The sequence below is a fragment of the Frankia sp. AgKG'84/4 genome (genome assembly GCF_023242965.2).
Taxonomy (GTDB): Bacteria; Actinomycetota; Actinomycetes; order Frankiales; family Frankiaceae; genus Frankia.
Genome location: NZ_JALKFU020000296.1, coordinates 1 through 6,363, shown reverse-complemented (window position 1 = coordinate 6,363; position 6,363 = coordinate 1). Strand labels below are relative to the sequence as shown.

The 6,363-nt window shown below is 72.9% G+C and carries 7 protein-coding genes; 2 read left to right on the top strand and 5 right to left on the bottom strand.

Annotation, left to right across the window (positions count from 1 at the left end; all coding sequences use genetic code 11):
* The 4 genes from meaB to MXD58_RS17255 all read right to left on the bottom strand — a co-directional run.
* Positions 1-911: methylmalonyl Co-A mutase-associated GTPase MeaB (gene meaB, locus MXD58_RS17270; RefSeq protein ID WP_518478268.1), on the bottom strand; the 911-nt coding region annotated here is incomplete at its 3' end.
* Positions 912-925: 14 nt separating this feature from the next.
* Positions 926-2,110 carry an acetyl-CoA C-acetyltransferase gene (locus tag MXD58_RS17265; RefSeq protein WP_248836693.1) on the bottom strand — a complete coding sequence of 395 codons (1,185 nt, stop codon included), beginning with the start codon at positions 2,108-2,110 and terminating at the stop codon, positions 926-928.
* 71 nt (positions 2,111-2,181) lie between these two features.
* Complete coding sequence (locus MXD58_RS17260; protein WP_248836694.1) at positions 2,182-3,192, bottom strand: FG-GAP repeat domain-containing protein; 1,011 nt, start codon at positions 3,190-3,192, stop codon at positions 2,182-2,184.
* The gene (locus tag MXD58_RS17255) at positions 3,189-3,746 is read right to left on the bottom strand and encodes a SigE family RNA polymerase sigma factor (protein ID WP_044886710.1); all 558 of its coding nucleotides are present in this window, start codon (positions 3,744-3,746) and stop codon (positions 3,189-3,191) included. The genes MXD58_RS17260 and MXD58_RS17255 overlap by 4 nt, the downstream gene beginning before the upstream one ends.
* Before the next feature lie 175 nt (positions 3,747-3,921).
* Between MXD58_RS17255 and ccrA the strand changes: the two genes are divergently transcribed.
* The gene (gene ccrA, locus MXD58_RS17250) at positions 3,922-5,271 is read left to right on the top strand and encodes a crotonyl-CoA carboxylase/reductase (RefSeq protein WP_248836695.1); all 1,350 of its coding nucleotides are present in this window, start codon (positions 3,922-3,924) and stop codon (positions 5,269-5,271) included.
* Between the two features lie 74 nt (positions 5,272-5,345).
* Positions 5,346-6,059 (top strand): F0F1 ATP synthase subunit B, encoded by a 714-nt coding sequence (locus tag MXD58_RS17245; protein WP_248836696.1) that lies wholly within the window; start codon positions 5,346-5,348, stop codon positions 6,057-6,059.
* 25 nt (positions 6,060-6,084) lie between these two features.
* Here MXD58_RS17245 and MXD58_RS17240 read toward each other — a convergent pair.
* A partial coding sequence (locus tag MXD58_RS17240) for an Rv1322 family protein (RefSeq protein ID WP_518478263.1) occupies positions 6,085-6,363 on the bottom strand: 279 nt, incomplete at its 5' end.

Genomic DNA, 6,363 nt, shown 5'->3' with positions numbered 1-6,363 from the left:
CGCACCGCGGCGAGGGCCAGGCCGCGGATCTCCTCGGCCGCCCGGGTGAGGCGGCGGCGGTCCAGCTCGCCGGTGGCGACGAGGTCGCGGCGATGCTCGGTGATCCGCTCGACCAGGTCATCCACGCCCTGCCCGCGGGCGGCGGCGAGGCGGACGACCGCCGGGCGACGGCCCTCGCCGCGCATCCGGGTCATCGCGATCATCTCGGCGACGGTGCGTTCGGCGCCGGGCTGGTCGATCTTGTTCACCACCAGCACATCGGCGATCTCCAGCAGGCCGGCCTTGACCGCCTGCACGCCGTCGCCGGCGCCGGGGGCGAGCAGCACGCAGGTGGTGTCCGCGAGCGACGCGATGTCAATCTCCGCCTGGCCGACGCCGATCGTCTCGACGATGATCGGATCGAAGCCGGCGGCGGCCAGGACGCGCAGCGCCTGCGCGGCGGCGACGGCGAGCCCGCCGAGGCTGCCCCGGCTGGCCAGGGAGCGGACGAAGACGCCGGGGTCACCGGCGTGCTCGGTCATCCGCACCCGGTCCCCGAGCAGCGCGCCGCCGCTGAGCGGCGAGGAGGGATCGACGGCAAGCACGCCGACGCGGCGACCGGCGTCCCGGTAGGCCCGTACCAGGGCGCTCGTGGTCGTCGACTTGCCGACGCCCGGCGCACCCGTGAGCCCGACGACCTCGGCGGCACGGCTGTGCGGCGCCAGGGCGGCACCGATCGCCTGCCAGCGGTCAGGGGCGTTCTCGACCAGGGACAGCAGTCGGGCCACGGCGAGGCGCTCGCCGCCGACCGCCCCGGCCACCAGCCGCACCAGTTCGTCGGGCCGCCGGCCCGCGGCCGGCCCGCCGTCCACCGGGCCGCCATCCACCGACCTGACGTCCACCGGCCCGCCGTCCACCGGGCCGCTGTCCACCGGGCCGCTGTCGATCAGGCCGGGACGCGCAGTACCAGAGCGTCGCCCTGCCCGCCGCCGCCGCACAGGCCGGCGGCACCGATCCCGCCGCCGCGCCGGCCCAGTTCCTTGAGCAGGGTCAGCGCGACCCGGGCACCGGAGGCGCCGAGCGGGTGGCCGATGGCGATCGCGCCGCCGTTGACGTTGACGATGTCCGCGCTGATCCCAAGCTCGCGCAGCGACTGGATCGACACCGCGGCGAATGCCTCGTTGATCTCGACGAGGTCGAGGTCGGCGGGGGTGAGCCCCTCCTTGGCGAGCGCGGCGAGGATGGCATTCGACGGCTGGGAGTGCAGCGTCGCATCCGGGCCGGCGACGAAGCCGTGGTGGCCGACCTCGGCGAGGATCGGCAGGCCGAGTTCCTCGGCCTTGGCCCGGCTGGCGACGACGACCGCGGCGGCGCCGTCGGAGAGCTGCGAGGCGGAGCCGGCGGTGATGGTGCCGTCCCTGCCGAAGGCGGCGCGCAGCTGGGACAGGCTCTCCACGGTCGTGTCGGCGCGTACGCCCTCGTCGGCGTTGATCACGAGCGGCTCACCGCGCCGCTGCGGGACGGTGACGGGCACGATCTCGTCGTCGAACAGGCCGTTCTTCGCGGCGGCGGCGGCCCGCTGGTGCGAGCGGGCGGCGAACTCGTCCTGCGCGGCCCGGTCGATGCCGAGGCGGCCGTTGTGCCGGTCGGTGCTGGCGCCCATGGAGATCTGGTCGAACGCGCAGACCAGGCCGTCGGAGTCGAGGGCGTCGACGACGCCGGTGTCGCCGTACTTCACCCCGGCGCGCAGCGAGCGCAACAGGTGCGGCGCCGCGGTCATCGACTCCATCCCGCCGGCGACGACGAGGTCGAACTCGCCGGCGGCGATGTAGGTGTCGGCGAGGGCGATCGCGTCGAGACCGGACAGGCACAGCTTGTTGATCGCGATGGCCGGCACGCCCATCGGGATACCGCCGTTGACCGCGGCCTTGCGGGCGGCGTTGGGGCCCGCGCCCGCCTGGATCGCGTGACCCATGATCACATAGTCGATCTGCTCGCCGGTCAGCCCGGACCGCTCCAGCGCGGCCTTGATCGCGAAACCGCCGAGATCCGCCGCGCTGAAGTTCTTCAGTGCCCCGGACAGCTTCCCGATCGGTGTTCGCGCACCGCCCACGATCACGGAACCCGGCATAGCTGCCTCCTCGTCGTCGCCCGTCTAGCCGACCACGATAACGTGATCTTGCTCCGGATGCCCGATCCGGATCAGGACAGGGCGCCGCAGGAAGCGACGAAGGGTGACGTGTCCGTTGGCAGTCTCACGGTGCTGGAGGCGGTGTCGGCTGAGGACAGGCCGTCCACGGTCAGGTCGAGCGTGGTGGTTGTCACGGTGAACTGGCTGCCGTCGGTGGAGGTACCCGAGGCGATCTGCAGCACGTGGTCGCCGCAGCGCAGGCCGGTGGCCACGTTGCCGCGGACGCCGGCGGAGAGGGCGAGGCCGTCCGGCAGGGCCATCACGACGACCTGGTCGAGGCTGACATAGCGCAGCAGGGCGTAGCTCTTCACCCCGTTGCTCGCCCTGGTCTGCACCAGCAGCTCTCCGAAGCCGTCACCGTCGATGTCAACGACCGCGCTGTTGAGCGGGGCGCTGATCGCCGGCAGGGGGATCTTCGCGACCTGGTTGTCCCGGGAGAACTCGATCTGCAGGGTGGTGCCGTCGGCCGCCACGCCGACGGTGTCGGGGCGTCCGTCACCGTCGATGTCGTTCACGCCGGCGGGCTTCGCCGTCGGGGTCGGCAGCTGCGGGCTGTCGAGACCGCCCGGGGGCGGGGACACCGAGGCGGGTGGCTGGGACGGGCTCGCGGTCGGCGTCGTGGGCGTGCTCGCCGCAACCGAGCTGCGCGGCGTCACCGTGGTCGTCGGCGCGTGGGAGGCGGACCCCGCGCCGCCGCTGGTGCCAGCGGTGCCGCCGCCCTGGCCCGACCTGCCGGGGACCGGGGCCGTGCCCGGCACCGCCGGCGCGGTGTAGTTGGTGGGCATGACCGGCGGCGCCGCGGGCTCGACGACCTGGTTGGACGGGCTCGGCCGGATCGCCACCACGGCCAGCGCGATGAGGGCGGCCATCACCATCCCGCCGGCGGTGTACGCCGGCAGGCGCCACCGGCGGCGCCGGGCGACCCCGGCCTGGATGCGCCGGTAGGCGTCCGGGGAGGGCCGAACCGGCTCGACCGCCTCGCTGAGCAGGCGGGCGAGCTCGTCGGGTTCCAGCGCACTCACCGCAGGCCCTCCAGCTTGCCGCTCAACGCGGACAACCCTCGGGACGTGTACGCCTTCACCGAGCCGACGCTGCACCCCATCACGGCCGCCGCGTCCGCCTCGGACATGTCGGCGTAGTAGCGCAGGACGACCGCCTCCCGCTGGCGCCTCGGCAGCTCGCGCAGTGCCTGGATGACGGCGGCCCGCTCGACCAGAGAGTAGGCCCCCTCCTCCGCGCTGGCCGCATCGGGCATCGGCTTGGGGGCGTGCTTGAGAGCCACGAGTCGACGACGCAGCGTCGACCGTGCGAGATTGACGACGGTCTGGCGAAGGTAGGCCAGGGCCTTGTCCCGGTCCTGCAGGCGACCCCAGGCCCCGTGAACCCGGATGTAGGCGTCCTGGACGACCTCTTCACACAGACCGACGTCATCCAGCAGCAGCGCGGCGAGACGCACCAGTGACCGGTAGTGCTCGGAGTACAAGGCGGTCAGGGCGGCATCGGCGTCCCGCGCGACGTCGCTACGGGCGGCGTCGCTCCGCGCAGGCACGGGCCGCCACCCCTCCACGACTGTCATGGGCACGGTCACACCACGTTGGACGCGGGCCTCGCCCTCGAAGTTGTCCCGAACGTTCTATCGCGTCGCGCACGAAACAGACAGCCCCCACATCCCGCGACCCCACTGGACCCATCGGTAACTCCCACTGCAGTACGAACCGCCGCACCCGCACCCACACCGCCGGAGGTCGACCGTGAAGGAGATCGTCGAGGCGATCATCGCCGCGAACCCGCCGTCCGAGGCCCGGCGGGCGGAGTTCGCCGGGTTCGACATACCCGAGTCCTATCGCGGCGTGGTGGTGCGCCGCGAGGAGATCGCGATGTTCGACGGGACGCCGTCGCGGGAGAAGGACCCGCGACGCTCGCTGCACGTCGACGAGGTGCCCACGCCGGAGGTAGGCCCCGGGGAGGCGCTCGTCGCGGTCATGGCCTCCTCGGTGAACTACAACACGGTGTGGACGTCGATCTTCGAGCCGGTGCCGACCTTCGGGTTCCTGTCCCGATACGGCCGGACGTCCGACCTCGCCGCCCGACATGACCAGCCATACCATGTCGTCGGATCCGATCTTGCCGGAGTCGTGCTGCGGACAGGGCCAGGCGTGCATCTCTGGTCCCCTGGGGACGAGGTGGTGGCGCACTGCCTGTCGGTCGAGCTGGAACGCGCGGACGGTCACAACGACACGATGCTGGATCCGGAGCAGCGGATCTGGGGTTTCGAGACGAACTTCGGTGGCCTGGCCGAACTCGCCCTCGTCAAGGCCAACCAGCTCATGCCCAAACCCGCCCATCTCACCTGGGAGGAGGCCGCGGTACCCGGCCTGGTCAACTCCACCGCCTACCGCCAGCTCGTGTCGGCGAACGGCGCGGGGATGAAGCAGGGTGACGTGGTCCTCATCTGGGGCGCCTCCGGCGGCCTGGGTTCGTACGCGACCCAGCTCGCGCTGCGGGGTGGCGCGATCCCGGTCTGCGTGGTCTCCTCGGCGCGCAAAGCGGAGATCGCCCGGTCCCTCGGCGCCGAGCTGGTCATCGACCGCACGGCGGAGGACTACCGGTTCTGGCGCGACGAGCGGACCCAGGACCCGACGGAGTGGAAGCGGTTCGGCCAGCGCATCCGCGAGCTCACCGGCGGCGACGATCCCGACATCGTCTTCGAGCACCCCGGCCGGGAGACGTTCGGCGCCTCGGTCTACGTCGCCCGCCGCGGCGGAACGATCGTGACCTGCGCGTCGACAAGCGGCTACCTGCACGAGTACGACAACCGCCACCTGTGGATGAACCTCAAACGCATCGTCGGCTCGCACTTCGCCAACTACCGGGAGGCGTGGGAGGCCAACCGGCTCATCGCCCGCGGGCTGATCCACCCCACCCTCTCCCGGGTGTACCGCCTGGCCGAGACGGGCCAGGCCGCCTTCGATGTGCGCGGCAACACACATCAGGGCAAGGTCGGGGTCCTGTGCCTCGCGCCGGCCGAGGGGCTCGGTGTGCGCGACACCGAGCGACGAGCCCGTCACCTGACCGCAATCAACCGGTTCCGCGGCGTGTAGCCAGGGAAATCGCGACGGGCCCGAACGCCGGCTGGCGGCACGATCACCCTGGTCGTCTGGGATGCTGAGGTCCTATGACCGAACACACGGACCTCATTCCGATGGCCGGCGAGACCGACGGGCCCCCAGCCTTTGATCTGGTGCGCCGTGGCTACGACCCCAATCAGGTAACCCACCACGTCAACTGGCTCGTCGAGCAGCTGCGCGAGGCCGAGGCCCACCGGGCGGCGGCCGAGGCCGCCGCGTCGGAGGCCGCGAGCGAGGCGGCGCGGGTCCGTGACGACCTGGCCGCCAACCGCCCCGCGTGGGAGGAGTTCGGCGGTCGGGTGACGCAGATCCTCCAGCTCGCCGAGGAGGAGGCCGCCACCGTCCGCGCCGAGCGCACCCGGGAGGCGGAGGCCCAGCTCGAGGAGGCCCGCCGGATCGTCACCGAGGCGGAGGCCGCCCGGGAGAAGACCCTGCGCGACGCTGACGGCCAGGCCGCCTCGATCGTGTCGACCGCACGCGGCGAGGCCGAGCGGATCGTGGAGATCGCCCGGTCCACGGCCCAGACGGCCGAGGAGGAGTCCAAGCGGCGCCTCGCCGATCTGGAACGCCAGCGCGAGCAGGTGAACACACAGCTCTCCGCGCTGCGCGACCAGGTCACGACACAGCTCGGCGCGCTGCGCGACAAGCTCACCGCCGCCAGCGCCTCGATCGCCTCGATCGAGTCCGCCCCGGAGCCCAGGGCGATCACGGCTGACGCGACGGTCGCGTTGCCCGCGCCCGCCAGCATGCGCGGAGTCTGATCGCCGTCCCCGCGCCGGCCCGCGGTCAGCCCTCGCCCGGGGGGAGCCGGGCCGCCCGGGCGCGCCGGTCCCAGCAGGGCCGGTGCCAGTGCCGGCGGTCGTCGACCCGCTCGGGCGGCCACACGACCACATGGGGGGTTCCCGGGTTGATCTCGTGATCACACCCGGGACACCTGTAGATCTTCGTGGACGCCGCCCCGCTGAGCGGGCGCACCGTCCACTCCCCGTCCCGCAGCCGCACGACCGGGTCCGGCGTCCAGAGGACGCGCGGCCGCTGCGGGCGGCGGCGCGCCCGGCGGGTCAC